We start from the raw sequence: 24,738 nt of genomic DNA on the forward strand, positions 1-24,738 counted from the left end.
GCCCGCGGCGGGGAATGCGGCGTGCGGGGCGATTGTTGTGCCCCGGTAGCGAACGATCATCCGTGACGGTTCATCCCATCCCCTCACCCGATCCACCGCCTCATCACCGAGCACGTACCCGGGGAAGGAAACGGCTGTGCCCGAGCCCACGCCCGAGACTCATGTCATCGACTACCGCGCCGCGGAGCAGCTGCTCGCCGCCCGAGACCCGCGGGGCGCCGTGAAGCTGCTCGACTCGGTCATCAGCGCCCATCCGGAGAACACGGCGGCCCGGCTGCTCCGTGCCCGCGCGTTCTTCCTCGCGGCGCAGTTGCGCGCGGCGGAGCTGGAGTTCCAGCTCGTCCTGGAGCGGGAGCCGGACAACGCCTTCGCCCACTTCGCCCTGGCCCGCACCCTGGAGCGGGCCAACCGCCCGGCCGAGGCCACCCGCCACTTCCGTCTGGCCGCGGCGCTCGACCCGCGCCCGGACTTCGTCGAGGCGGCCCGGTTCGGCGACAAGGGCTGAAGGGACGGACGGGCGAGGCGCGGACGCCGCGATGCGTCCGCGCCTTACGGGCGTCCGGACCCCACAGGGTGTCCGCGCCCTATGGTGCCCGCGTCCTCTGGTGTCCGCGCCCTTATGATGTTCGGCGCCGCCCGCGGTTCCGTCCGCGCTCGGCGACGGGTGCGTACGGTGGCACATCCCGGCCGGGTTGGTAGTGCGGTCCCTGCCGGATGTGCCGGATGACCAGGACCAGGTCGATCAGCGTGACGACGGCGAGCGCTCCACACGCGGCCGCCCATCCCGGCCGTCCCACGACCGCGAAGGCCACCGCGCCGCCGAGCGTCCAGAGCAGTCCCCACGTGGCCAGCCCCAGCCGCATCCGCAGTGGGCTGCGCGCGTGCAGGGGTTCATCACCCGTTCGGATCAGCCGCGTCGGCATAACAGTGCATCTCCCGTTTTCGACCGCTTTCTCCCGTTTCCGCCCCCTCGAATCTACCGCCGAGGGGCGCTCCCCGACACCTGAGATCATGTCGTGAGCATCCACACGGGACGGCGCGGGACCAGGACGATGAGGAGCTGCCAGTGATCCGCCAGTCATGGGACGAAACGGCCGCCAAGCGGGCCCGGATCCGCGGCTGCCTGCTGGGCGGGGCGATCGGCGACGCCCTCGGCAATCCGATCGAGTTCCTCTCCCTGGGGGCGATCCGCGAGACCCATGGCGGCGAGGGCGTCACCACCCTCGTCCCGGACGGCAGCGGGGTCGCGGGCCTGGTCACCGATGACACCCAGATGACGCTCTTCACGGCGGAGGGGCTGATACGGGCGCACGCCAGATCCTCGTCCGAGGGCGTCGAAGGGTCCGAGACCGCCGCCGTCCGCCATGCCTATCTGCGCTGGCTGGACACCCAGAACCACCCCGCCCCGCCGCCCGCCCAGGGCACCGGGGACCTTGACCTGGTCCGCACCGGCTGGCTGCGCACCCAGCCCTGGCTGTACGCCCGCCGCGCGCCCGGCAACGCCTGTCTCTCCGGCCTCACCGAGGAGCATGTCCCCGCCCCGCGGGACCCTCTCGACGGCACTCCCGGCCCGGTGAACCCCGGCTCCAAGGGCTGCGGCACCGTGATGCGCTCGGCGCCGTTCGGCCTCACCGGGCTGGACCCGCGCGACTGCTTCGAACTCGCCGCCCGCTGCGCCCAGATCACCCATGGCCATCCGACGGGCTACTACGCGGCCGGTGCCCTGGCCGCCATGGTCGCGTGCCTGCTCGACGGCGAGTCCCTCGAAGGGGCGACCCTGCGCGCCTTGGAGCTGCTGGCCCGCTACCCCCGCCACGAGGAGACCACCGCCGCCCTCCGTAAGGCGGTCGATCTGGCGGCCGAGGGCGATCCGACCCCCGAGAAGGCCGAGTGGCTCGGCGGCGGCTGGGTCGCCGAGGAGGCGCTGGCCATCGCGGTCTACAGCGCCCTGGCCCACACCCCCGCCCAGCGGGTCCACTACTGCCCCGGCGGCGAGATCAGCTATGAGCCGGCGCCTCCGCGCACCCCCGTCCAGGCGGCCCTGCTGCTCTCCGTCAACCACTCGGGCGACAGCGACTCGACGGGCTCGATCTGCGGCAATCTCCTCGGCGCCCACCACGGCGACCTCCGCCTCCCGCCGTCCTGGCTGGCCCGGATCGAGGGCCGCGGCACGATCGCCGAACTCGCCGACGACTTCGCCTCCGAGTTCCACCGCTCCGTGGAGCCGTACGAGCCCTACGACGACGTGGTCTTCCCCCGCGACCGTTACCCGCTCGGCTGACCGCGCCCCCGGGGACGGCGTGTGTGGTCCGCGGCGGCGCCCCGCTCAGAAGGGCGTGGAGCTCTCCTTGCGGCCACGCCGGAGCCGGCGCTGGATCTTGTGGAGGTAGGGGAAGCGCTCGTGCTTCTCGCGGGTGCTGCGGTCGAGCTCTTCCATGAGGCGCTTGGAGCGCTGCTCCATGTCGAGTTCGTCGAGGATGCGGTCGATCTCCGCGAGCAGGGCACCGTGCAGCTGCCACTGACGAGGGTGCTCCTGGACGCGGCGCAGCAGGCGGTCGGCGGCGCGGTCGCGGCTGACGTGGGCCTTGACGAGTTCGCTGGAGAGGCGCGATTCGGCCTCTTCGGCGTTGGCGCTGACCTGCGTGGTGACCAGGATCGCGAAGTTCTCGACGGCGGCGGAGAGATGGGTGAAGAGGTCCTTGAGGGCATCCGCCACGTCCTCGGGGAAGAGGGGCTCGTCCGTCCGCGCCTTGGCGAGGTCGGTCAGGGTGCGGGTCATGACGCGCAGGATGACGGTGCAGATCTCCAGCGTGTCCAGACCGGTGCGGAGCACCACGCGGTAGAGGAGGCCCTCCTTGACGCGGGGGTTGAGCCGCACACTGTCCTCCGCCTGGCGGAGGGCGGCGTCGACCTGGGCGACGTCGTGGTCCAGGCGGCGGGCCTCGTAGAGCCGGGCGGCGGCGCGGTCGACGGCGATATGGCTGCCGAGCTCCTCGCCGATGTGCAGCATCAGCTGACGCATCCGGCGGGCCAGGTCCTCGATGGACTTGCCCGCCGTCTCGACCCACACCGGAGGGGCGAGGAAGAAGTTGAAGGCCATCCCGACCCCGGCCCCGATCAGGGTCTCCAGCACCCGGTCCCAGGCGTAGGTGGTCACCTGCGCCACGCCGAGGACCAGCATGGCGCTGATCGCCACCTCCTGGACCCAGTCGCCCACCCGCGTCAGATATCCGGCGGTCTGGGCGGCGAGGATGATCATGCACAGGCTCCACCAGGTCAGCCCCACCAGCACGCTGAAGGCGATGGCGATCAGGACGCCCACGATCACGGCCTCGACCCTGCGGACGCTCGCGGTGAGGGTCGCGTAGAGGGTGACCTGGACGACGAGGAGGGCGGTGAGCGGGGCGGTGAGCGGGGCCGGTTCCTTGCTGAGCCTGAGGGCGACGACGTACGCGATGGTCGCGGCTGCCGTGGAGCGCACTGTCTGGACGACGACCGGGTCATGGCGCCGTTTGACCAGCTCCGCCAGTGGGTCGAGAACATCGGGCACGTACTTGCCTCTTCCACGCCGAGGGGGCCGCCATGTCATCGTCCCTCGCGGACGGGTTAACGTGTCGCGCGTGATCAGGCCATTCAACGGAACGCAGGGGACGGAGGACGGCGCCGCGCTTCCCGGAAGCAGCGGTCCCGCCGCCACCGTCGAGGCTCATCCGCGCCAGGTCGGGCGGGTACGGACGGAGTACGCACCCGATCCGGACGGGGACCCGGACCCCGGGGAGATCGTCTGGACATGGGTGCCGTACGAGGAGAACGACGGCCGCGGCAAGGACCGGCCGGTGCTGGTGGTCGCGCGCGAGCGGGGCGGGACACTGCTCGCCGTGCAGCTGTCGAGCAAGCGCCATGACGCCGACCGCGAATGGGTGGCGATCGGCTCCGGGCCGTGGGACCGGGCCGGCCGGGCGTCTTGGATAGATCTGGACCGGGTGCTGCGGGTGCATCCGGACGGGATGCGGCGCGAGGCGTGCGCGCTCGACCGGCCGCGCTTCGACCTGGTCGTGATGCGGCTGCGGCAGCGGTACGGCTGGAGCTGAGCAGTCCGAGCGGGCGCGCCCGGAGACAGCGGCCTCTCGCCGCGGAGACGCGCCTCGGGGAAGGTGTTTCTCGCTTCGCGTTGAGGAAACGTCTCAGCCGTCGGCCAGCGCCAGCAGCTTGGTGACCGTGTTCCAGTTGCGGGCGGTGGCCGGCACGCCGAGCCGGGCGTTGGCGACCTTCGCCGCCAGCTTGGAGCGGCCGATTCCGTCCGGGCAGCGCAGGAAGATCTCGCGGCCGATGAGGCGGAACTCGTCCGGGGCGTAGGCGGCCGGGTCCAGCGCGTCCAGCGCGACCGTGTCCGCGGGCACGGCCGCTAGGAAGACCACATGCAGGGTCCTGGGCTCGGCCGCGGCCTCCGGATAGGGGTTGGCCCCGACCGCCGCCGCCAGCTCATCGCGGGTACGGACCATGATGTCCACGGGAAAGCCGAGGTCGGCGGCGAAGCGGTCCTCGAGGGTGCGGGCCGTGTGCTCGGGCGGGGTGCCGGGGTCGGCGAAGACGATATTGCCGGTCTGGAGGTGGACGGTGACGTCCTCGAAGCCCAGCTCGGCCATCAGCTCACGCTGCCGCGCCATGGGGAACTTCCTGTTCCCGCCCACATTGATGCCGCGGAGCAGCGCTATCTGAGATGCCATGGCCGGAGAGTACCTCCCGCCGGACCGTGGGCCCGGGGCCCGAGGCCGGGGCCGGGAGGCCCACGGCATGATGGGGGGCGTGCGGCTCGAAGCGATCACCTGGGAACGGCTGACCGACGCGACCGCCGACCGCATCGCCGGGCTGACGTCGGCGGATGGCAGCCCCTGGCTGAGGGTGGCGGTCGACGGGGCTCCGGCGGCGCCCACCGCCGAACTGGCCCGGGATCTGTCGGAGGCGCTGCGGATCCGGGGGCGCCCGGTGCTGGCGGTCGCGTCGTCGGGTTTCTGGCGGCCCGCCTCACTGCGCTACGAATACGGGAAGCGGGACCCCGACGCGTACTACGACCGCTGGCTGGACACCGGCGCCCTGTGGCGCGAGGTGTTCGGGCCGCTGGAAGCGGGGCCGGGCGGCACCGGACGGGTCCTCCCCGACCTGTGGGATCCGGTGGTCGACCGGGCCACACGCAGCCCGTACGCCGAACTTCCGCGGGGCGGGGTGCTGTTGCTGCACGGCCCGCTGCTGCTGGGACACTGGTTCCCGTTCGATCTGTCGGTGCATCTGCGGCTCTCCCCGGCCGCCCTCGCCCGCCGCACCGGGGAGGACGACCGCTGGACCCTGCCGGCCTTCGCACGCTACGAGGACGAGGTGGGGCCCGGTGAGGCGGCCGATGTGGTGGTGCGGATGGACAATCCCCGGCATCCGGCATGGCACCGCCGGGAGGGGTAGCCGAGGTACGCTTCCGGGCGGTGCGCTCCGGGCGGTGCGCGGAAGGCCATCTCCGGAGAAGTGCCAGGAGGTCACTTCTCGGCCGGCGGGCATTCCTTCCAGGCGAAGTGATAGGTGGTGCTTACATCGCCGTCCGTCGAGTCCATGGCGATGAAGCTGGTCGTTTCCTTGGTGTCGGACGTTCCGGCGTTGGCCCGCAACTCGGTGTTGATGTTGAAGTTGCGGAGTTCACCGCAGGGCGACCACACCACGGTCGCGATATCGGATGTGTCGGTGGCCTGCCAGTTGTCGTCGTAGGCGCCCGTGAACTCATGCGTGTTGGACGATGTCTGCGACTGCCCCTGGAAGTAGTACGAGGCTTTCTGGGTGGCCGACGCGCCCTTTTCCAGATGGGCGAAACCACGGTAGTCGACACTGGCGATGGCATAGGAGAAGCCCTGTGGCACATGCATGACCAGACTCAGCTGACAGTTCTTTCTGAAGTCCGTCGGCTTGGCTCCCTTGCCCACCTGGGCGAGATACTCGCTGTAGGTCACGGTGAAGGCCGTGTTGTCGGGGGAGACGGCGATCGCCGCGGTGCCCGCCGGACAGCCCGAACCATTCACGGTCGCGACCGTGATCACGATCTTGTCGGGCGGCACGGTGTCGAACGGGGGTTGTGCATATGCCTGGGAAGTGAGCGTCGAGGCGAATAACGCCGCGACCACGCCGCCTGCGTACAGAACACCGGGCATGATTCTCCATTCGATGGTGGATTTACCGCACTCTCGGACTACCGGACGGCGGAAGGACATTCCTTCCAGGCGAGGTGGTAAATCGTGTTGACCCCGCCGTCCGTCGAGTCCATGGCCATGAAGCTGGTGGTGCCCGCGGGCGAGGTGCCGGCGCTGACCCGCAGCTCGGTGTTGACGTTGAAGTTGCGGTCCTGGCCGCAGGGGGCCCACACCAGGGCGCTGTAGTCGGTGCTGTCGGTGGTCTGCCAGTTGTTGTTGTATGGACCACTGAATTCATGGGTCCGCGACGCGGTGTCCGCCGACCCCTGGAAGTAGTAACTCGCCTTCTCGGTGCCCTTGGCGCCCTTTTCGAGATGGCCATAGCCCCGGTAGTCGACCTGGGCGATGGCGTACGTGAACCCCTGCGGTACATGCACGCCCAGGCTGAGCTGGCAGTTCTTACGGATGTCGATTGGATCCGCGTCGGGGCCGACCCGGGCGAGATAGTCGCTGTAGGTCACGGTGAACGCCGAGTTGTCGGCGGCGACGGCCACGGCGGTGGTGCCCTTGGGGCAGCCCGAACCGTTCACCGTCTTCACGCTGATCTGGATCTTTTCCGGCGGCCCATCAGGGGCCGAGGAAACACCCTGGGTGGAAAGGGCCGAGGCGAATAACGCCGCGGCCGCGCCGCCCGCGAGCAGAACACCGGACATGGCTCTCCAATTCGATCACTTGTGGGGACGTAGTTGAGCGATGAATTTCCGATGAGCGGGAAGAGCGGAGAAGGGCAGGGAAGAGCGGAGAAGGACGGGAAGGGCAGGCGGAACCGAAGATCGGCGGAACGGGAAGAGCTGAAGAGCGGAAGAGCGTTATCGCGCGGTACGGTGCGTACGGCAGAACGCAATGAGAGCCCCATGCCCGGCTGGTGACGGAAAGGCAGGGCGATGGGCGCTCCTAAGATAAGGGTGATAGGCAGGCGCCACAAGACGGCCGAGGAATTCAGGAACAAGATATTTCCGTCCCGGCCGGGAAAACGATTCAGAAGAGCGGCTGCGGAAGAACGCCCTCCAGGGCCAGCAGGGTGCGCTTGGTCTCCAGCCCGCCGCCGAAGCCGCCGATGCCCCCTCCGCTCTCGACCACGCGGTGGCACGCCACCACGATCGGCAGCGGATTGCTCCCCATGGCCACGCCGACGGCACGGGCCGCGCCCGGCTCGCCCACCCGGTCGGCGAGGTCCTGATAGCCGACGACCGTGCCGAAGGGGACATGGGCGGCCAGCTCGCGCAGCACCCTGCGGTTGAAGCCGGCGGTCAGGGACCAGTCCAGGGAGAGGGTGAACGCCTTGGTGTCCCCGGCGAAATAGCTCTCCACCTGCCGGATCGCCTCGGCGAGATGCTCGGCGCAGCGAGGAGCCGGTGCGGAGTCCGCGGAGTCTGCGGAGTTCGCGGACTCCGCGGTGGTCGCGGTGCCGGAGTCGGCGGACGACACGGAGCTGGGCACGGCGCTGGACACGGCGATGGGCTCGGCGCCGAGGCGGCGTGTGAGCCTGGCGACGGCCTCGGCCGCCGTCTTCTCCTCCGCGTGGAAGACCACTTGGGCCAGCCCCTCGTCCGTGGCCGCGAGCAGCAGCGGGCCGATGGGCGTGGCCCGGACCGCCCAGGCCCAGGCGCGCGCGTCCCGCCGCTCCGGCTGCTCCGGCCGCTGCCGAGGGTCCCGCTGTGTCTGCCGCTCCGCGCTCATCACGCCTTCAGCGTAGAACCCACCACCGACAGCGCCCCGCCGGCCGGCCGGCGGGGCGCCTCGTCCGGGGAGCCGCGGATCACGAGGCGTCGTCGAGGGCGTCCCTGATCACATCGGGCTTGTTGGTGATGATGCCGTCGACGCCCATGCCGGCGACCGAGACCGCCGCCGGGCCGTCGTTCACGGTCCAGGTGTAGACCTCCAGGGGCTTGCCGTGCGCCCCGTCCACCGCCCGCACCGCGGCCACATAGCCTGCGTCGATGGTCTTGTAGCTGGGGTTGATCTGGTCGGAGAACTCGGCGTAGTCCGGCAGGTCGGCGACGGCCGGGGTGCCCAGGAAGCCGGTCTTGATGTCCGGCCGCAGCCGGTGGACCGACCGCACGGAGTCGGCGCTGAAGCTCTGGATGATCAGCCGGCGCTTGTGCCGGTGGTCCAGCCAGCCCTCTCTTCGCAGCTCCCGCAGCGTCTGGCGTTCGATCCCGGGATAGAGCTCGGGGGCCTTGAGCTCCAGCAGGAGCTTTTGGTGGTTGTCCGAAACCCGGTCCATGTACTCCTCCAGGGTCGGCACCGTCTCGCCCTGGAACTCCGGGCCGAACCAGCTTCCGGCGTCCAGCTTCTCGATCTCGTCGAGGGTGAAGTCGGAGATGTTCCAGGGCGCGCGGTCCGGGAAGACCTGCTCGACATCGGTGGTCCGGCTCAGCGTGGTGTCGTGCATCACGATCAGCTCGCCGTCCTTGGTGCGCTGGACGTCGTTCTCCACCCAGTCGATCCCCAGGTCGTCGGCGGCGTCGACGGCGGCCAGGGTGTTCTCGGGGGCGTACGCCGAGGCCCCTCGATGGGCCACGGTGACGGTGTGATGGTGGGTCTGGGCGGTGGCCTGGGCCGTGGCAGTGGCTGTGGCCGTGGGGAGGAAGAGCGCGGACACCCCGATGAGCGCGCCGGATAACGCGGCGGCCGGGCGGATCTGCATACGGACTCCTCGCATCGTCTGACTCTCGTCTGACTCATGGACGGGCAGAGGGTCCCAGATGTGTGCCAGCCGGGGATAGATATCGGATGGACGGAAAATTCATGCCTCGGGCGACATCGTGCGCATGATCGTCCGAATCCGGCCGGAGATGGCGGAGAGCGGGCGTGGAGCGGCTGGCGAGCCGGAGTGCCCCGCCGTTGTCGGTGGCGAGTCGTACCGTTGGTTTCATGCGGCCCGTAACTCAGCTCGAACGCAAGGTGGCGCCCTTCGAGGTCGTCAGTCCCTATCAGCCCAGCGGTGACCAGCCCACCGCCATCGCCGACCTCGACCGGCGCGTCCGCGCAGGTGAGACGGATGTCGTGCTGCTCGGCGCGACCGGCACCGGTAAGTCCGCGACCACCGCGTGGATGATCGAGAAGCTCCAGCGGCCCACGCTGGTCATGGCTCCGAACAAGACGCTGGCCGCCCAGCTGGCCAATGAGTTCCGCGAGCTGCTGCCGAACAACGCGGTCGAGTACTTCGTCTCGTACTACGACTACTACCAGCCGGAGGCGTACGTCCCGCAGTCGGACACGTACATCGAGAAGGACTCCTCGATCAACGAGGAGGTGGAGCGGCTGCGTCACTCGGCGACGAATTCGCTGCTCACCCGGCGTGACGTGGTCGTGGTGGCATCCGTCTCCTGTATCTACGGCCTCGGCACGCCGCAGGAGTACGTGGACCGCATGGTGCCGCTCAAGATCGGCGACGAGATCGACCGCGATCAGCTGCTGCGCCGCTTTGTCGATATTCAGTACACCCGTAACGACATGGCGTTCACCCGGGGCACCTTCCGGGTCCGCGGCGACACCATCGAGATCTTCCCGGTCTACGAGGAGCTCGCGGTCCGCATCGAGATGTTCGGCGACGAGATCGAGGCGCTCTCCACGCTCCACCCGCTCACGGGCGAGGTGATCAGTGACGACCAGGAGCTCTATGTCTTCCCGGCCAGCCACTATGTGGCCGGGCCGGAGCGCATGGAGCGGGCCATCGCCGGGATCGAGGCCGAGCTCGCGGAGACCCTGGACCGGCTGGAGAAGCAGGGCAAGCTGCTGGAGGCCCAGCGGCTGCGGATGCGCACCACCTACGACATCGAGATGATGCGGCAGATCGGCACCTGCTCCGGCATCGAGAACTACTCGCTGCATATCGACGGCCGTGAGCCCGGCTCCCCGCCGCACACCCTGCTGGACTACTTCCCGGAGGACTTCCTCCTGGTCATCGACGAGTCCCATGTCACGGTGCCGCAGATCGGCGCGATGTACGAGGGTGACGCCTCCCGGAAGCGCACCCTGATCGAGCACGGCTTCCGGCTGCCCTCCGCCCTGGACAACCGCCCGCTGAAGTGGGAGGAGTTCTTGAAGCGCGTCGATCAGACCGTCTATCTCTCCGCGACCCCGGGGCCGTACGAGCGCTCCCGGGGCGATGGCTTCGTGGAGCAGATCATCCGCCCGACCGGCCTGGTCGACCCGGAGGTCGTCGTCAAGCCGACCGAGGGTCAGATCGACGATCTCATCCATGAGGTCCGCACGCGCACCGAGAAGGACGAGCGCGTCCTGGTCACCACCCTCACCAAGAAGATGGCCGAGGACCTCACCGACTACATGCTCGAGCTGGGCATCCAGGTGCGCTATCTGCACAGCGATGTGGACACCCTGCGCCGGGTCGAGCTGCTGCGCGAGCTGCGCGCCGGTGAGTACGACGTGCTGGTGGGCATCAACCTGCTGCGGGAGGGCCTCGACCTCCCGGAGGTCTCGCTGGTCGCCATCCTCGACGCCGACAAGGAGGGCTTCCTGCGCTCGGGCACCTCGCTGATCCAGACCATCGGCCGTGCCGCCCGTAACGTATCGGGCCAGGTGCATATGTATGCCGACAAGGTCACCCCGGCGATGGAGAAGGCCATCGACGAGACCAACCGCCGCCGCGAGAAGCAGATCGCGTTCAACAAGGCCAACAACATCGATCCGCAGCCGCTGCGGAAGAAGATCAACGACATCGTGGCCCAGATCGCCCGCGAGGACGTCGACACCGAGCAGCTGCTGGGCACCGGCTACCGCAAGACGAAGGACGGCAAGCCCGCGAAGGCGGCCGAGCCGGCGGCCGGCGGCAAGGCGGCCAAGGGCGGCAAGGGGGCCAAGGGCAAGGCCAAGGAGGCGGTGCTGACCGACCGGCCCGCGGCCCAGCTCGCCGAGCAGATCGAGGAGATGACCGACCGTATGCGGGCCGCGGCGGCGGAGCTCCAGTTCGAGGTGGCGGCACGGCTGCGCGACGAGGTGGCGGAGTTGAAGAAGGAGCTGCGGCAGATGAGGGAGGCCGGAGTTTCCTGACGTCCGGGCGCCCCGGCTCTCCACCGGGGCGCCCGCGCCTTCACCGGGCGGGGCCGGCACCCCCACTGTGTTGCAAGACCGACACAAAGCCCGCTCGTCCGGCCGGAGCCCTGGCGGCAGTGCATAGGGTTTTCGGAAGGGCCGTGCACACGGCGCGGCCACGGCCGCACACCCGCGGCGGCCACGGGGAATCGAGAGACGAGAGTAGGGACAGCGCGTGACGGTCAACATGTCCAAGGGACAGGCCATCAGCCTGCAAAAGGCCGACGGGGGCACCCTGACCGCGGTGCGGATGGGGCTGGGCTGGCAGGCAGCGCCCCGCCGCGGGCTGTTCGGGTCCCGTACGCGGGAGATCGACCTCGACGCGTCGGCCGTTCTCTTCGCGGACAAGCAGCCGACCGATGTCGTCTTCTTCCGCCACCTGGTGAGCGACGACGGCTCGGTCCGCCACACCGGTGACAACCTCGTGGGCGGCGCCGGGCAGGGCGGCGACGACGAGGCGATCCTGGTCGACCTCCAGCGGGTGCCCGTCCATATCGACAAGATCGTCTTCACCGTGAACTCCTTCACCGGCCAGACCTTCGCCGAGGTGCAGAACGCGTTCTGCCGGCTGGTGGACGAGACCAACGGCCAGGAGCTCGCCCGCTACACCCTCACCGGTGGCGGGCAGTACACCGCCCAGATCATGGCCACGGTCCAGCGCGCGGGCAACTCCTGGCAGATGAAGGCGGTCGGTGAGCCGGCCAACGGCCGCACCTTCCAGGACCTGATGCCGCATATCCTGCCGCATCTGTAAAGACGTACCGCCCAGATGAGCGCGTCGGCCCGGTTGAGCAGAGCTCGCCGGGCCGACGCGCTCACCGCACCACCACACACATACGGCACACAGCGGAAACACAACGAGGGGACGCAGCCATGGCGGCCGAGCTGGTCCGAGGGCAGAACCACCCCCTGCCCCAGACCCGTTTGGAGATCCGGATCTCTGCGGGCAATCCGATCGTGGCCGGGGCGACACTCGGCGATGAGCGGGGCACGGTGCACGGCGCCGAATGGGTCGCGCATCCCGCCTCGCCCCAACTGGCCGGGATCGAGGTGCCCAAACAGGCGGCGGCCGCCCACCGGCTCGCCATCGACCTCGACGCGATGCCCGAGCACATCCACCGGGTGACCGTGCTGCTCGCGCTGCCGACCGGCGTCGGCGGCCCGGCCCGGTTCGGCGCCATGGCCGCGCCGTTCGTCGCCGTCACCGGCCTCGACGGCACCGAGATCGCCAGCTACACCGTCACCGATCTGGACACGGAGTCCGCGGTGGCCGCCCTGGAGCTCTACCGCAGACAGGGCGCCTGGAAGGTGCGCGCCGTCGGCCAGGGGTACGCGGGCGGGCTGGCCGCCATGCTGCACGACCAGGGGCTGGAACAGGGCACCGACCTCGCGGCACGGATCGAGGAGGCGGTGGCGCGGGGCATGGCCCGTTCGGTCGCCCAGCCCCCGCCCCGCCCCGAGGGGGACGGCCGGGTGCGCACGGCCGCCGCGGGCGGCGGCACCGACCCGGCCCCCGCCAAGCCGCCGGCCACGCCACCGACCCCGCCGCAGCAGTCGCAGGACACGCCCCCCGCCGGAGGGCCCATCGACTACCAGCACCCGGGCCGCCGTACGGCCGCACCGCCCACGCCCCCGCCCGCCGTACCGCCCGCCGCGCCCGGGCAGCCCGCCCAGCCGGTCGCGGGCGACGCCTCCGGCTGGACCATGGACGAGCGGCTCTACAACCAGGTCTGGGGGATGTTCGAGGACCTGGCCCGGACCACCGCGGCCTACCGCAGCGCGGTGGACTTCGCGGAGTCCCGGATGGAGCAGGAGCTGGACCGGGTGCTTTCCGATCCGCGCACCCGGGTGGGGCCGGCCGCCGACTCCGCCCGCGCCGAGGCGCGGGACAAGTACACCGACCTCGTCGAGCAGGCCCGCGAGGCTCTGGAGCGCGATCTGCGGCAGCTCACCGCCGAGGCCGAGGTGGTGGAGCCCGCGCTGCCGCCCGCCTACGCCCGCTGGGACAGCCCGGTCTGGCAGGCGTACCAGGTGCCGATGGAGATCCCGATGGCCGTGCGCCTGGGCGATCTGCACCTCCCGGAGCGCCCCGATCTGCGCATCCCCATGCTGGTGCGGCTGCCGCTGGAGCGGGGGCTGTGGATCGACGCGGGCCGTGCGGGCGCGTACGACGAGGGGGCGGTCGACTCCGGTGAGCTGCGCAGACTGGCCGCGGACGCGGCGGTCGCGATCGCCGCACGGCTGCTGGCCGTCTATCCGGCGGGGGAGTTCTCGGTGCATGTGATCGACCCGGCGGGTTCGGCCGCGGGCTCGTTCGCCCCGCTGGTGGAGTCGGGCGCGCTGGCCGAGCCCCCGGCGGCCGGGGCCCAGGGGGTCTCCTCGGTGCTCGCCGCGCTGACCCAGCGCGTCGACCTGGTGCAGATGGCGGTGCGCAGCGGTGCCACGGACGCGCTGCCGCCCGACCTGGACACCGCCGAGCAGCTGCTGATCGTCCATGACTTCCCGCACGGCTTCGACGACCGGGCCGTCACCCAGCTGCGCTATCTGGCGGACGAGGGGCCCTCGGTGGGCGTGCATCTGATGATGGTCGCCGACCGCGAGGACGCACGGGCCTACGGCCCGGTGCTGGACCCGCTGTGGCGGTCGCTGCTGCGGCTCACCCCGGTGGCCGACGACCACCTCGCCGACCCCTGGGTGGGCCATGCGTGGATGTACGAGCCGTCGCTGGTGCCGTCGGGCAGCCGGGTGCTGGGCCAGGTGCTGGGGGAGGTGGGGAGGGCCGCGAGGGCCCGCCAGTCGTATGGCAGTTGACCAGGGCTTTTGCCCATCTCTTTACTCTCCCATGGGAATTCCTGTACTCTCTTGTACGCGGAGGGGAGTACTCCTGTAGCGGTGTTCCCGTCACCACGGATTCCGTCCGGCACCAGGAGGCCGGACGGAATCCCGGGGCACCGGTCCATGGCACGGTCCATGGGCGGAAGAGACCTCCGGCAGCGACGACGCTGAGATTGCCGTACGAATGCCGGAGGAACAGTGGACGTTTCCGTGACCATGTGGGGGCTGACGATCGTCGGCCTCTGCGCCCTCATCGCCGTCGACTTCTTCATAGGCGGCCGAAAACCGCATGAGGTCTCCATCAAGGAGGCCGCGATCTGGACCGGTGTCTGGGTCGCCCTCGCCACGCTCTTCGGGCTCGGGCTGCTGGTCTTCGCGGGCGGCAAGCCCTCCGGCGAGTTCTTCGCGGGCTTCATCACCGAGAAGTCGCTGAGCGTCGACAACCTCTTCGTCTTCGTCCTGATCATGGCGAAGTTCGCCGTGCCCACGATCTACCAGCAGCGCGTCCTGATGGTGGGCGTGCTCATCGCCCTGGTGCTGCGCGCGGTCTTCATCGCCGCCGGCGCCGCGATCGTCTCGACCTTCGCCTGGGTCTTCTACATCTTCGGCGCGTTCCTCATCTGGACGGCCTGGAAGCTCATCCAGGAGGCGCGGGCCGATGAGGAGGAAGAGGAGTTCGAGGAGAACCGGCTGCTCAAGGCGGTCGAGAAGCGGTTCCCGTCCACCGACCGGTACCACGACACCAAGCTGCTCATCGTGGAGAACGGCAAGCGGCTGATGACCCCGATGCTGATCGTCATGCTGGCGATCGGCACCACCGACGTCCTCTTCGCGCTGGACTCGATACCCGCGATCTTCGGCCTCACCCAGGACCCGTACATCGTCTTCACCGCAAACGCCTTCGCGCTGATGGGCCTGCGCCAGCTGTACTTCCTGATCGGCGGCCTGCTCAGGAAGCTGGTCCACCTCTCCTACGGGCTGTCGATCATCCTCGGCTTCATCGGCGTCAAGCTGGTGCTGCACGCACTGCACGAGTCCGGGGTGCATGTCCCGGAGATCAGCATCCCGGTCTCGCTCGGCGTCATCTGCGCGGTGCTCGCCGTCACGACGGCCACCAGTCTGTACGCCTCGAGGAAACAGGCCCTGGCGGAGGCGGGGAGCGGGGAGGGCCGGGCCCGGGACAAGGACAGCGTCGACGTCTGACGGCGCCCGCGGCGTCACCGCCCTGACGCGCCCGGCAGCGTCGGAAGGCGCGCGGCGACATCCGAGTCCCGGACCCGGGAGACGGGCTCACACAGCCGCCTCCCCGGCCTCCAGAGGCCGTACGGCCGACCGTCCACCATCCGGGCGGTCGGCCGTCGGCCGTGTCTCCGGCAGCAGCGCGAAGCAGCCCAGGCTCAGCAGCGCGACGGCGGTCAGATACGCGGCGACGCCCCAGGGCGGGCCGTCGCCGTGGGACATCGCCGTCGCGACGATCGGCGTGAGCGCCCCGCCGAGGACGCCCGCGAGGTTGTAGCCGAGCGCCGCCCCCGTACAGCGCACCCGTGCCTCGAACAGCTCCGGCAGATAGGCCGAGGTCACGGCGAACATGGCGATGAAGGCGAGCAGCGCGCCCAGAAAGCCGAGGAACATCAGCGGCGGCTCACCGGTGCGCAACAGCGCGATCAGCGGAAACATCCACACCACGATGGCCACACACCCCGCCAGGCACAGCGGCCGCCGCCCGAAGCGGTCGCCGAGGTGGGCCGCCAGGGGCGTCACGGCGCCGGTGACCGCCACGGCCGCCATGACGCAGCCCAGCAGGGTGGTGCGCCCCACGCCGAGCCGCTCGGTGCCGTACGCCAGGGACCAGGTCGTGACCGCGTAGAAGACGGCATAGCCCACCGCGAGCCCGCCCGCGGTCAGCAGGACCAGCCGCCAGTGGCCGCGCACCACCTCGGCCAGCGGCGCGGCGGCCCGGTCGCCGCGCTCGGCCAGCTCCCGGAACCGCGGGCTCTCGGTCAGCCGGGCCCGCAGCAGCAGCCCGGCGCCCGCCAGCAGCCCCGCGCCCCAGAACGGCACCCGCCACCCCCAGGACCGGAACTCGCCCTCGCTCAGCGTGGCCGACAGGGCCAGCATCGTGCCGTTGGCCAGCAGAAAGCCGATGGACGGGCCGACCTGCGGAAAGCCCGACCACAGCCCGCGCTTCGCCGCGGGCGCGTGCTCGGCGGTCAGCAGCACCGCGCCGCCCCATTCGCCGCCGAGCCCCAGCCCCTGGAGGAAGCGCAGCACGAGCAGCAGGACGGGGGCGGCGACGCCGATCGAGTCGTAGGTCGGGACGAAGCCCACGGCCACGGTCGCGAGGCCGGTGAGCAGCAGTGAGGCGATGAGCACCGGCCGGCGTCCATGGCGGTCGCCGATGGGCCCGAAGAGCATCGAGCCCAGCGGCCGGGAGACGAAGCCGGCGGCGAAGGTGCCGAAGGCGGCGAGGGTGCCGACCAGCGGCGAGAAGGTGGGGAAGAACAGCGGGCCGAGGACGAGGGCCGCGGCCGTGCCGTAGACGAAGAAGTCGTAGAACTCGATCGCGGTGCCGGCCAGGGACGCGGCGGCGAGGCGGGCCATGGACGGAGAGCGGTCATGCTGCATGACGCGACAACCGCCCTGGCCCGTCAGGGGTCACGGGGCGTACGGAGACGCGCGTCGCTCCGGGGCGTACGCGCGTCGCTGTCAGCCGCGCACACCACGGGGGCCGCTGTCGCCGCGCGCAACGCTGGGGCCACTATCGGCCGCGCGCACCACCGGGGGGGGTGCTACGCGCCGCTACCAGCCGCGCTCGCGCCACTCCCCGAGGTGCGGGCGCTCGGCGCCGAGGGTGGTGTCGTCGCCGTGGCCGGGGTAGACCCAGGTCTCGTCCGGAAGCCGGGCGAAGAGCTTGGTCTCGACGTCGTTGAGCAGGCTCTCGAACGCCTTGGGATCCTTACGGGTGTTGCCGACGCCGCCCGGGAAGAGGCAGTCGCCGGTGAACACGTGCGGATGGCCGTGCGGATCGTCGTAGATCAGGGCGATGCTGCCCGGGGTGTGGCCGACCAGATGGCGGGCGGTCAGCTCGACCCGGCCGACCCGCACCGTGTCGCCGTCCTCGACCAGCACATCGGTCCGCGCCGGGATGCCCTCCGCGTCGTAGCGGCCCGCGTAGGTGCGGGCGCCGGTGGCCTCCATCACCTCGCGCAGCGCGCCCCAGTGGTCGGGGTGGCGGTGGGTGGTGACCACGGACGCGATCCCGCTGTCGCCGATGAGGGAGAGCAGGGTGTGCGGCTCGGCCGCGGCGTCGATCAGCAGCTGTTCGTCGGTGGCCCGGCAGCGCAGCAGATAGGCGTTGTTCGACATGGGGCCGACCGCGACCTTCGAGATCATGAGATCGGGCAGTTCATGCACGTCCGCCGGTCCGCCGACCGTCACCACTCCGCTGTAGGTCATGGCCTCAGCCTAGTGCGGGGATGACGGGCAGGGGACCGCCGGGGCAGGAGAGTTCGGCGCCGTCCGTACGGCCGGTGAGCCAGCCCAGCAGGGCGGCGGGGGAGCCGGTGACGGTGACCGGGGACTCCCCGGGGGCCGCGGGGCGGCCGGTGTGCCGGACCTCCTCTCCGCCGGACCCGGTGACCAGCCGCAGCGGGGGAATATCCGGGTGCCCGCCGAACCTTGTACCGAGCAGCACGGTGAGCTGGCTCTCGACGAACGTGGCGGGCAGATCTGCCACGGTGTAGCCGATACCGAGATCGACATGGTGCAGCTCGACCTCGGCGAGCCGGCGCAGCGGCAGCCCGGCGGCCCGCTCCCGGACACCACCGCGCAGGGTCACCTCGTACGGCAGGCGCTCCGGGGGCAGCGCGGCGACCGCCGAGTCGAAGCGGGTGGCGCTCGTGCGCAGATCGTCCAGGTGGACGGCGAGCGGACGGACGGCATCGCGCCGGATCTCGGCGTCGCGCGTCTCCGCGTCGGCGTACATCGGTGTCTCTTCACCGGTCCGGGCCCAGGTGAGAAGGTTCACCAAGGCGTCCGCGTTACGGGCGAGGTGGGCCAGGACATGGCCGCGGGTCCAGCCGGGGAGCGCCGAAGCGCCGGTGAGGGTCGCGTCGTCGAGGGCGGCGACGGCGGCCAGCAGCCGTTCCGTCGCCTGCTGTACGGCGAGGGCGTCCCGGGTGTAGTCGGTCATGACCCGACCGTAGTGCGCACCACACGATCGGGTGAAGTCGGCTCCCGCGCCCGGCAAATCGAATGTGCGTGCTATAGGCTCGGTGTGCTGCATCCTTAAGACATCGTCGTCGTGCCCCCATACCCTGGGTTGGGGGTTTCGCTCCGCTCCGCCTCTGCTCCGTCCGGCAGGGCCGCCCCGTGAGCGGGCTCGGCGCACCCCGTCTCTCTCAAGAAAGGTGCCGACCGGCGTGGCCGACCGTCTCATCGTTCGTGGCGCTCGCGAGCACAACCTCAAGAACGTCTCACTCGACCTTCCTCGCGACTCGCTCATCGTCTTCACCGGGCTGTCCGGGTCGGGCAAGTCGTCCCTCGCGTTCGACACGATCTTCGCCGAGGGGCAGCGCCGCTACGTCGAGTCGCTCTCCTCCTACGCCCGCCAGTTCCTGGGGCAGATGGACAAGCCCGATGTGGACTTCATCGAGGGCCTGTCCCCGGCGGTGTCGATCGACCAGAAGTCGACGTCGCGCAACCCGCGCTCGACGGTCGGCACCATCACCGAGGTCTATGACTACCTCCGGCTGCTGTTCGCCCGTATCGGCAAGCCGCACTGCCCCGAATGCGGCCGTCCGATCGCCCGCCAGTCGCCGCAGGCGATCGTGGACCGGGTGCTGGAGCTCCCCGAGGGCAGCCGCTTCCAGGTGCTCTCCCCGCTGGTGCGCGAGCGCAAGGGGGAGTTCGTCGACCTCTTCTCCGATCTCCAGACCAAGGGCTACAGCCGCGCCCGGGTGGACGGCACCACCGTCCACCTGGCCGATCCGCCGAAGCTGAAGAAGCAGGAGAAGCACACCATCGAGGTGGTCGTGGACCGCCTCACCGTCAAGGAGAGCGCCAAGCGCCGGCTGACCGACTCGGTGGAGACCGCGCTCGGCCTCTCCGGCGGCATGGTGATCCTCGACTTCGTGGACCTCGACGAGGACGACCCGCAGCGGGAGCGGATGTTCTCCGAGCATCTGTACTGCCCGTACGACGACCTGTCCTTCGAGGAGCTGGAGCCGCGCACCTTCTCCTTCAACTCGCCCTTCGGCGCCTGCCCGGACTGCACCGGTATCGGCACCCGGATGGAGGTCGACCCGGAGCTGATCATCCCGGACGAGGAGAAGTCGCTCGACGAGGGCGCCATCCACCCCTGGTCCCACGGCCACACCAAGGACTACTTCGGGCGGCTGGTCGGCGCGCTCGCCGACGCCCTCGGCTTCCGTACGGACATCCCCTGGGCCGGGCTTCCGCAGCGCGCCAAGAAGGCCCTGCTCAACGGCCACCGGACCCAGATCGAGGTCCGCTACCGCAATCGCTACGGCCGCCAGCGGGCGTACACCACGGCCTTCGAGGGCGCGGTGCCCTATGTGAAGCGGCGCCATTCGGAGGCGGAGAGCGACACCAGCCGGGAGCGGTTCGAGGGCTATATGCGCGAGGTGCCCTGCCCCACCTGTGAGGGCACCCGCCTCAAGCCGATCGTCCTGGCAGTCACCGTGCAGGACAAGTCCATCGCGGACGTCTCGGCGATGTCGATCAGCGAATGCGCCGAGTTCCTGCGCGCCATGCGGCTCAGCCCGCGCGAGAAGACCATCGCCGAGCGGGTCCTCAAGGAGGTCAACGAGCGGCTGAGGTTCCTGGTCGACGTCGGCCTGGACTACCTCTCGCTCAACCGGGCCGCGGGCACCCTCTCCGGCGGCGAGGCCCAGCGCATCCGGCTGGCCACCCAGATCGGCTCCGGTCTGGTCGGTGTGCTCTACGTCCTGGACGAGCCGTCCATCGGCCTGCACCAGCGCGACAACCACCGGCTGATCGAGACGCTGGTGCGGCTGCGCGACCTCGGCAACACCCTGATCGTCGTGGAGCACGACGAGGACACCATCAAGACCTCGGACTGGGTGGTGGACATCGGTCCGGGCGCGGGTGAGCACGGCGGCAAGGTGGTGCACAGCGGGCCGCTGAGCGAGCTGCTGGTCAACCAGGAGTCGGTGACCGGGCACTATCTCTCCGGCAAGAGGGCCATCCCGCTGCCGTCGACGCGCCGCTCCGTGGACCCCAAGCGGCATCTCACCGTCCACGGCGCGCGGGAGAACAACCTCCAGGACATCGATGTGTCCTTCCCGCTGGGGGTGCTCACCGCCGTCACCGGTGTCTCGGGCTCGGGTAAGTCCACGCTGGTCAACGACATCCTCTACACCCATCTGGCCCGTGAGCTGAACGGCGCGCGGGCGGTCCCGGGGCGGCACACCCGGGTCGCGGGCGACGATCTCGTCGACAAGGTGGTGCACGTCGACCAGTCGCCCATCGGCCGCACCCCGCGCTCCAACCCGGCGACGTACACCGGCGTCTTCGACCATGTGCGCAAGCTGTTCGCGGAGACGATGGAGGCCAAGGTCCGCGGGTACCAGCCCGGCCGGTTCTCCTTCAACGTCAAGGGCGGCCGCTGTGAGAACTGCTCCGGTGACGGCACCATCAAGATCGAGATGAACTTCCTGCCGGATGTGTATGTGCCGTGCGAGGTCTGCCACGGCGCGCGCTACAACCGGGAGACCCTGGAGGTGCACTACAAGGGCAAGTCCATCGCCGAGGTGCTGGACATGCCCATCGAGGAGGCGCTGGACTTCTTCGAGGCGGTGCCCACCATCGCCCGTCATCTGCGCACCCTCAACGAGGTCGGGCTGGGCTATGTCCGGCTCGGGCAGCCCGCGCCGACCCTCTCCGGCGGTGAGGCCCAGCGCGTCAAGCTGGCGAGCGAGCTCCAGAAGCGGTCGACCGGCCGCACGGTGTACGTGCTGGACGAGCCGACCACCGGTCTGCACTTCGAGGACATCAGCAAGCTGATCACCGTGCTCTCCGGACTGGTCGACAAGGGCAACACCGTGATCGTCATCGAGCACAACCTCGATGTGATCAAGACGGCCGACTGGGTCGTGGACATGGGCCCCGAGGGCGGCAGCGGCGGTGGTCTGGTGATCGCCGAGGGCACCCCGGAGGATGTGGCCTCGGTCCCGGCCAGCCACACCGGGAAGTTCCTGCGGGACATGCTGGGCGACCGGGTGAGCGACGCGACGGTGCCCGCCGCGCGCAAGGGCGGCGCGAACAATAAGAAGGCGCCCGCCAAGAAGGCCGCCGCCAAGAGCACGGCGGCCAAGAAGACCGCGGCGAAGAAGACCGTGGCCAAGAAGGCGGCGGCCAAGAGCACGGCCGCCTCCAAGCGGGCGTCCGCGAAGTAGCCCGCGCCTGTTGCGCCCGCGTTTGGCGTGCCGTGCCCGCGCCGCCACACCCGCGCTTGGTGCGCCGTGCCCGGTCCGGCCGGGCACGGCGCATGCGGGCCCGGGCGGTTCACGCCCGGGAGGAATCGAATCTCTCGTTACCGGACCGCTCGGCGGTCCGGTAACCTCCACGTATCCGTTCGCGAGCCTGCAAGGCACGAACCGGCTTGCCGGGGATACGGCTCAGATGGCGTTGACCGGGCGGATGTCGCCGGGTCTGCCCCGGCGTGGGGCCCCGTCAACGGTCCCGCACCGCAGTCCTGCGGTGGATGTGACTTCGCCACGGCAACCAGCCGTGGGCAAAGAGCATGAATCGGTGTGGCCGACTGAGTCAACACGCTCGGTCTGTTCATGGCCGAGAAGTTGACACCAACTCGGAGGCGTAGGGCGGCTCCGCGCCCGCTCGGGAGCAGGTGATCGCGGCGGCGCGGGCGGCGAAGCCCAGCACATCCCGCCAGGCCGCCTCGTCCAGCTTGGCCAGCGCGGGCGCCGACAGCGCCTGGTGCTCCGCCAGCCGGTGCAGCAGCGCGGCGTTCACGGTGTCGCCCGCCCCGATGGTGTCCACGATGTCCACCCGCTCACCCGGCACAAAGAGCACGGAGCCGTCCTGGCGCCGTACGCTCAGGCCCTCACCGCCATGGGTGAGCACCACGGCCGCCGGACCTGCCGCCAGCCACTCGTCCAGGGCCGTCTCGACATCCGCCGCGTCCTCCGAGTCGGCCAGCCACCTGGCGTCCTCTATGGACAGCTTCAGCAGGCCGATATGGGGCAGCCAGCCGCGGAAGCGGGCCCGGTAGGCATCGGCGTCGGGGATCAGTCCGGCGCGGATATTGGGGTCCAGCGTGGTGAAGACACCGCGTGCGGCCTCGCGCCGCAGCAGCTCCTCATACGCGCTCGCGCCCGGCTCCAGCACCAGCGAGCAGGTGCCCAGCGACAGCGCGCGCACCCCCTCGGGAAGGGACGGCGGCAGCGTGAAGAGCCGGTCCGCGGTGCCCTGCACATAGAAGCCGTACCCGGCCGAGCCATCGGCCCCGATGGAGGCGACGGCCAGGGTCGTGGGCTCCTCGCCACGCTGCACCAGCGCGGTGTCCACGCCGTCCTTGCGCAAGCCCTCCAGCAGCGCCTCCCCGAACCCGTCCGTGGAGACGCGTGAGCAGAACGCGGTGGGCGAGCCGAGCCGCCCCAGCGCCAGCGCGGTGTTGTACGGGCCGCCGCCGCGCGCCGGCCGCAGCGAGGGCAGCGGCTCGCCCGCCGTGGCGCTCGATGCGGCGTTCGACGTGCGCTCGGGCACGAGGTCGATCAGGGCTTCTCCGGCGACGACGATCACGAGACGGGGTCCTTTCCGGGGAGTCCGGGTGTTCCGGGGAGCGGTCGGTCGGGGGCTTCGGCCACACAGCCGCAGGAGGTGCGGTGGACGAAGTCGCAGGGCAGCCGGACGGTACGCGGCGGCCGCGCCGGGTCCTCCAGCCGGTCGAGCAGCAGCCGGACGGCTGTGGCGCCGACCTCCCGGCTTGGCTGGGAGATCGCGGTGAGCCCGGGGGAGAAGACATCCGCCCAGGAGAAGTCGTCGAAGCAGACGAGCGCGAGATCGTCCGGCACGCCCAGGCCGGCCGTGCGCAGGGCGCGCAGCGCGCCGATGGTCATCACATTGTTCGCGGTGATGATCGCGGTGGGCGGCTCGGAGGAGGCCAGCAGCCGGTGGACGGCGTCCTCCGCGCCCCGTGCCTCGGAGTGGCCCTCGGCCAGCAGCCCGGGGCGGAACGGCAGCCCGTGCCGCTCCAGCCCGGCCCGGTAGCCCGCGATCCGCTCGGTGGTGGTGCTCAGCCCCGGCAGCCCCGCGATCAGCCCGATGCGGATGTGGCCGAGGCCGGCCAGATGGTCCACCAGCTGTTCGACGGGGCGGGCGTTCTCGGCGCACACCTGGTCATGGGCGTCGCCGACCAGCCGGTCGAGGAAGACGGCGGGGATCTCGCGGCGGGCCAGATACTCCAGCAGTCCGGCGGGCTCGGCCGACGGGGCGACGATCACGCCGTCCACCCGCCGCTCATGGAGCAGCCCGACGGCCTTGCGCTCATGCTCGGGATCGTCGTGCGGATCGGCGATCAGCAGACCGTACCCCCGCTCCAGGGCGCAGGACTCGACGCCCTGGAGGATCTCGGTGAAGTACGGATTGCTGATCGCCGAGACGGCCAGGCCGATCGAGCGGGTGCGCGCGGTCACCAGGGAGCGCGCGAGCGTATTGGGGATGTACCCGAGGTCGTCGATGGCGTCCAGCACGGCCTTACGGGTGCCGGGGCGGACCGGCCGGGTCTCGTTGAGCACATGCGAGACGGTGGCCACGGACACCCCGGCACGGCGGGCGACGTCGACCATGGTTGCCATCCGCTGCGCTCCTCGATGGTGTGGTCGCCGGGGTCATGAGTGTTCGTCGGGGTCGTCGGGCTTATGGGGCCCCGGGGGCACGTAACGTATCGCATCCTCGATCCGACGTAAACGTTTGCGCAAGCGCTTACGTCGTCGTAGGGAGGCGGCGGCGAACGGAAGGATCTGTGCCGGTATGGTCAAGGAGCCCCCACACCCCCAGGAGCCGTACATGTCCAGCCACCCCGCCTCCCGTCGAACCGTGCTGTGCTGCGCCGCGCTGGCCGGAGCCGCCGGGCTCGGGGCGGCGGCCTGCTCCCCGGGCGGATCGGTCAAGAAGGCGTCCTCGACGCCCACCGCCCCCGTGGACCTCGGCTCGGCCGGTGGCGTCCCGGTCGGCGGCGCCAAGATCTACCGCGAACAGCGAGTGGTGGTGGCCCAGACCGCCAAGGGCGAGTTCACGGCGTTCAGCGCGGTGTGCACCCACGCCGGATGCGTCGTCGACACCGTCGAGGACGGCAAGATCAACTGCCCCTGCCACGGCAGCCAGTTCGACGCCCGCACCGGCAAGGTCCTCCAGGGGCCCGCGGAGAAGCCGCTGCCGTCGGTCCCGGTCACCGCGAAGGGCGGACGGCTGGTCGCGGGCCCGGACGCCTGAGCGGGCTCCGATGCCTGAGCGGACTCTGGCCGCCTGAGCGGGCTCTGACTCCTGGGCGGGCCACCGACGCCTGAGCGGGCGCCCGGCGCCTGAGCGGGCGCCCGGCGCGCGCCCGGGCGAC

Annotated in this window: 22 protein-coding genes; 10 read left to right on the forward strand and 12 right to left on the reverse strand. The window is 70.6% G+C overall.

Annotated elements, in window-relative coordinates:
* Positions 1-136 precede the first annotated feature (136 nt).
* Complete coding sequence (locus tag NQU54_RS37090; RefSeq protein ID WP_069870003.1) at positions 137-505, forward strand: tetratricopeptide repeat protein; 369 nt, start codon at positions 137-139, stop codon at positions 503-505.
* Positions 506-617: 112 nt separating this feature from the next.
* On the opposite strand, the gene NQU54_RS37095 is transcribed toward NQU54_RS37090, so the two are convergent.
* Positions 618-923: a DUF6343 family protein gene (locus tag NQU54_RS37095; RefSeq protein WP_257634843.1), complete on the reverse strand. Its 306-nt coding sequence runs from the start codon at positions 921-923 to the stop codon at positions 618-620.
* Between the two features lie 143 nt (positions 924-1,066).
* Here NQU54_RS37095 and NQU54_RS37100 point away from each other — a divergent pair, with 143 nt between their 5' ends.
* The gene (locus tag NQU54_RS37100) at positions 1,067-2,281 is read left to right on the forward strand and encodes an ADP-ribosylglycohydrolase family protein (RefSeq protein WP_257634844.1); all 1,215 of its coding nucleotides are present in this window, start codon (positions 1,067-1,069) and stop codon (positions 2,279-2,281) included.
* 45 nt (positions 2,282-2,326) lie between these two features.
* On the opposite strand, the gene NQU54_RS37105 is transcribed toward NQU54_RS37100, so the two are convergent.
* Positions 2,327-3,550 carry an FUSC family protein gene (locus NQU54_RS37105; protein ID WP_257634845.1) on the reverse strand — a complete coding sequence of 408 codons (1,224 nt, stop codon included), beginning with the start codon at positions 3,548-3,550 and terminating at the stop codon, positions 2,327-2,329.
* 70 nt (positions 3,551-3,620) lie between these two features.
* Here NQU54_RS37105 and NQU54_RS37110 point away from each other — a divergent pair, with 70 nt between their 5' ends.
* A complete protein-coding gene (locus NQU54_RS37110; protein WP_257634846.1) occupies positions 3,621-4,091 on the forward strand; it encodes a type II toxin-antitoxin system PemK/MazF family toxin in 471 nt (156 codons plus the stop codon).
* Between the two features lie 93 nt (positions 4,092-4,184).
* Here NQU54_RS37110 and NQU54_RS37115 read toward each other — a convergent pair whose 3' ends face one another.
* A complete protein-coding gene (locus NQU54_RS37115) occupies positions 4,185-4,727 on the reverse strand; it encodes a DUF1697 domain-containing protein (protein ID WP_257634847.1) in 543 nt (180 codons plus the stop codon).
* Positions 4,728-4,806: 79 nt separating this feature from the next.
* Between NQU54_RS37115 and NQU54_RS37120 the strand changes: the two genes are divergently transcribed.
* Positions 4,807-5,454 carry a nucleoside/nucleotide kinase family protein gene (locus NQU54_RS37120; protein ID WP_257634848.1) on the forward strand — a complete coding sequence of 216 codons (648 nt, stop codon included), beginning with the start codon at positions 4,807-4,809 and terminating at the stop codon, positions 5,452-5,454.
* Between the two features lie 71 nt (positions 5,455-5,525).
* Here the strand turns inward: NQU54_RS37120 and NQU54_RS37125 are convergent, their stop codons facing one another.
* The 4 genes from NQU54_RS37125 to NQU54_RS37140 form a co-directional block, all read right to left on the reverse strand.
* Entirely contained in the window at positions 5,526-6,188 is a 663-nt protein-coding gene (locus NQU54_RS37125; protein ID WP_069869992.1) for a DUF4360 domain-containing protein, read from the reverse strand.
* Between the two features lie 38 nt (positions 6,189-6,226).
* Positions 6,227-6,880, reverse strand: coding sequence for a DUF4360 domain-containing protein (locus NQU54_RS37130; RefSeq protein WP_257634849.1), 654 nt, complete (start codon positions 6,878-6,880; stop codon positions 6,227-6,229).
* Positions 6,881-7,205: 325 nt separating this feature from the next.
* On the reverse strand, positions 7,206-7,907 hold the full coding sequence (locus tag NQU54_RS37135) for a methylated-DNA--[protein]-cysteine S-methyltransferase (protein ID WP_257634850.1): 702 nt from the start codon (positions 7,905-7,907) through the stop codon (positions 7,206-7,208).
* 79 nt (positions 7,908-7,986) lie between these two features.
* Complete coding sequence (locus tag NQU54_RS37140; protein WP_257634851.1) at positions 7,987-8,877, reverse strand: glycerophosphodiester phosphodiesterase; 891 nt, start codon at positions 8,875-8,877, stop codon at positions 7,987-7,989.
* Between the two features lie 227 nt (positions 8,878-9,104).
* Between NQU54_RS37140 and uvrB the strand changes: the two genes are divergently transcribed.
* The 4 genes from uvrB (at position 9,105) to NQU54_RS37160 (ending at position 15,323) form a co-directional block, all read left to right on the forward strand.
* Entirely contained in the window at positions 9,105-11,243 is a 2,139-nt protein-coding gene (gene uvrB, locus NQU54_RS37145) for an excinuclease ABC subunit UvrB (RefSeq protein WP_257634852.1), read from the forward strand.
* Between the two features lie 217 nt (positions 11,244-11,460).
* Positions 11,461-12,039 carry a TerD family protein gene (locus NQU54_RS37150; RefSeq protein ID WP_069869984.1) on the forward strand — a complete coding sequence of 193 codons (579 nt, stop codon included), beginning with the start codon at positions 11,461-11,463 and terminating at the stop codon, positions 12,037-12,039.
* Between the two features lie 119 nt (positions 12,040-12,158).
* Positions 12,159-14,096, forward strand: a complete 1,938-nt coding sequence (locus NQU54_RS37155) for a TerD family protein (protein WP_257634853.1) — start codon at positions 12,159-12,161, stop codon at positions 14,094-14,096.
* Between the two features lie 222 nt (positions 14,097-14,318).
* The gene (locus NQU54_RS37160) at positions 14,319-15,323 is read left to right on the forward strand and encodes a TerC family protein (RefSeq protein WP_102934261.1); all 1,005 of its coding nucleotides are present in this window, start codon (positions 14,319-14,321) and stop codon (positions 15,321-15,323) included.
* A gap of 87 nt (positions 15,324-15,410) precedes the next feature.
* On the opposite strand, the gene NQU54_RS37165 is transcribed toward NQU54_RS37160, so the two are convergent.
* From NQU54_RS37165 to NQU54_RS37175, 3 genes are all read right to left on the reverse strand, one after another.
* Positions 15,411-16,721 (reverse strand): MFS transporter, encoded by a 1,311-nt coding sequence (locus NQU54_RS37165; RefSeq protein ID WP_174886028.1) that lies wholly within the window; start codon positions 16,719-16,721, stop codon positions 15,411-15,413.
* A gap of 198 nt (positions 16,722-16,919) precedes the next feature.
* The gene (locus NQU54_RS37170) at positions 16,920-17,576 is read right to left on the reverse strand and encodes an MBL fold metallo-hydrolase (protein WP_257634854.1); all 657 of its coding nucleotides are present in this window, start codon (positions 17,574-17,576) and stop codon (positions 16,920-16,922) included.
* Between the two features lie 4 nt (positions 17,577-17,580).
* Positions 17,581-18,312 (reverse strand): maleylpyruvate isomerase family mycothiol-dependent enzyme, encoded by a 732-nt coding sequence (locus NQU54_RS37175; protein WP_257634855.1) that lies wholly within the window; start codon positions 18,310-18,312, stop codon positions 17,581-17,583.
* A gap of 229 nt (positions 18,313-18,541) precedes the next feature.
* Between NQU54_RS37175 and uvrA the strand changes: the two genes are divergently transcribed.
* On the forward strand, positions 18,542-21,559 hold the full coding sequence (uvrA, locus tag NQU54_RS37180) for an excinuclease ABC subunit UvrA (RefSeq protein WP_079257217.1): 3,018 nt from the start codon (positions 18,542-18,544) through the stop codon (positions 21,557-21,559).
* Between the two features lie 388 nt (positions 21,560-21,947).
* On the opposite strand, the gene NQU54_RS37185 is transcribed toward uvrA, so the two are convergent.
* Together NQU54_RS37185 and NQU54_RS37190 are read right to left on the reverse strand one after the other, a co-directional pair.
* Positions 21,948-22,925, reverse strand: coding sequence for a carbohydrate kinase family protein (locus NQU54_RS37185; RefSeq protein ID WP_257634856.1), 978 nt, complete (start codon positions 22,923-22,925; stop codon positions 21,948-21,950).
* Positions 22,922-23,980, reverse strand: coding sequence for a LacI family DNA-binding transcriptional regulator (locus NQU54_RS37190; RefSeq protein WP_257634857.1), 1,059 nt, complete (start codon positions 23,978-23,980; stop codon positions 22,922-22,924). Before NQU54_RS37190 ends, NQU54_RS37185 begins: the two co-directional genes overlap by 4 nt.
* 211 nt (positions 23,981-24,191) lie before the next feature.
* Here NQU54_RS37190 and NQU54_RS37195 point away from each other — a divergent pair, with 211 nt between their 5' ends.
* Complete coding sequence (locus tag NQU54_RS37195) at positions 24,192-24,617, forward strand: QcrA and Rieske domain-containing protein (RefSeq protein WP_257634858.1); 426 nt, start codon at positions 24,192-24,194, stop codon at positions 24,615-24,617.
* The last annotated feature ends 121 nt before the right edge of the window (positions 24,618-24,738 follow it).

The organism is Streptomyces malaysiensis subsp. samsunensis (genome assembly GCF_024519315.1).
Classification (GTDB): domain Bacteria; phylum Actinomycetota; class Actinomycetes; order Streptomycetales; family Streptomycetaceae; genus Streptomyces; species Streptomyces malaysiensis.